Source organism: Cellulomonas bogoriensis 69B4 = DSM 16987, assembly GCF_000767165.1.
Taxonomy (GTDB): domain Bacteria; phylum Actinomycetota; class Actinomycetes; order Actinomycetales; family Cellulomonadaceae; genus Actinotalea; species Actinotalea bogoriensis.
In genome coordinates, this window is the sequence record NZ_AXCZ01000307.1 from 1 (window position 1) to 1,696 (window position 1,696).

The window sequence follows — 1,696 nt, forward strand, 5'->3', positions numbered from 1 at the left end:
TGCTGCTTGCACCCTGCGACCACGACCGAGGGCGCGACCTCGACCGCCCGCAGGAGCGCGGCGAGCGCGCCGGGGTCCGGTGCGCTGTCGTCGTGGAGCAGCCACAGCCACCTGGGTGCTGCGTCCGCCCTGCCGCGGTCGGCGTCGGCCTCGGTGAGCGTCTCGCCGGCGACCTGCCCCGGGCGGGGGACGGACGCCAGACCGGATCGCACCGCTGCCCCGAACGTCCGGGCCCGCGGGGCAGGTACGACCGACACCCGTACCGGGTCCGGGGGCCCGGCCGACCACAAGGACCCCACGAGTGCCCGGACGGGGTCGGCCTCGGCCGCGACGTCCGGTGCAGGGGCCACGTCCACCACGACGACCTGCTGAGGTGCGCGACGCTGGGCGGCGAGCGCCTGGAGGGTCACCTCGAGGTAGTCGGTGAGCCCCTGGGTGACGACGACCGTGACGACCTCGACACCGTGGGGGTCCACCGCCTGCCCGGTACGGGGGGAACCATCGGGTCGGGGCAGCGCGACGGGGGCCTCGGACATCAGGGCTGCCCGGGAGCCGCTCGGGCGGTCAGACGACCTGCTTCTTCAGCTTGCGCCGCTCCCGCTCCGACAGCCCGCCCCAGATGCCGAACCGCTCGTCGTTCTCCAGCGCGTACTCCAGGCACTCCGACCTCACGTCGCAGCCCATGCAGACCTTCTTGGCCTCGCGGGTGGAGCCGCCCTTCTCGGGGAAGAAGGCCTCGGGGTCGGTCTGCGCGCACAGTGCACGATCCTGCCACCCCATGACGGTGTCGTCGTCAGCCGTCCCGAAGAGCGGGAGCACCGGGGCCACGCCCGTCGCCGGTGCTGCGTGGTCGGTCGGGAACGCCTCGTCCTCGAGCAGGTTCCACATGTCCGCCAGCCTTCCGTGCCGCTCGGTTCCCTCGGGTCTCGCCCCCACGTCTGCGTCCGGCCGACGCCTGGTCCGTCACGCCCGGTCACGTGCCCCGGCAGAACCGCATTGGTGGAATTACACGCGTGTCGTCAGCACGCGTCAAGCGGAAACGAGGCAGGTCAGACCACAGGTGGACCCCATACCATGACCAAACCAGACACGTCGGTCACCACGTCGTCCAGATCGCTCCGGAGCGTTGCGCCGTTAGGGTGAACAGGTGCGTCCCACCCCGGTTCCCCAGCTGCTGGCAACCCTCACCCACGACCCCGGCCGCCCCCGCCTGACGTGGTACGGACCGGGCGGCGAGAGGGTCGAGCTGTCCGGACACGTGCTGGACAACTGGGTGACCAAGACCGCGAACCTGCTCGTGGAGGAGTACGACACCGCCCCGACGTCCCGGGTGCTGCTGGACCTGCCCGTGCACTGGCGGACCGTGGTGTGGGCCCTGGCCGTGTGGCGCACCGGGGGTCACGTCCTGCTGCCCACGGACCAGGACCGGGTACCGGACGCCGACGTGGTCGTCACCCACCGTCCCGACGCCCATCCCGGGGCCACCGACCTGGTCGCCGTCGCGCTCCCGGCCCTGGCACGCACCTTCGACGGGCCCCTGCCCGCAGGCGCGACCGACGCCGCCGGGGCGGTCATGACCTACGGGGACGTCCTGACGTGGATGCCCGAGGCGGTGCCCACCGCGCCGGCGCTGACGGCCGGGACCGAGCAGGTGGTGCACGCCGAGCTGCTGACGTGGGCCCTGCGCGCGTGGGGC

The 1,696-nt window shown here is 73.0% G+C and carries 2 protein-coding genes and 1 pseudogene; 1 reads left to right on the forward strand and 2 read right to left on the reverse strand.

Features of this window, described 5'->3' with window-relative positions:
• Together N869_RS14895 and N869_RS14900 are read right to left on the reverse strand one after the other, a co-directional pair.
• Positions 1-536: pseudogene (locus tag N869_RS14895) on the reverse strand (glycosyltransferase); the annotation flags it as partial.
• Between the two features lie 28 nt (positions 537-564).
• Positions 565-888 carry a WhiB family transcriptional regulator gene (locus N869_RS14900; RefSeq protein WP_035062952.1) on the reverse strand — a complete coding sequence of 108 codons (324 nt, stop codon included), beginning with the start codon at positions 886-888 and terminating at the stop codon, positions 565-567.
• A 259-nt stretch (positions 889-1,147) separates the two neighbouring features.
• Between N869_RS14900 and N869_RS14905 the strand changes: the two genes are divergently transcribed.
• On the forward strand, positions 1,148-1,696 hold a 549-nt coding region (locus N869_RS14905), incomplete at its 3' end, for a TIGR03089 family protein (RefSeq protein WP_052105635.1).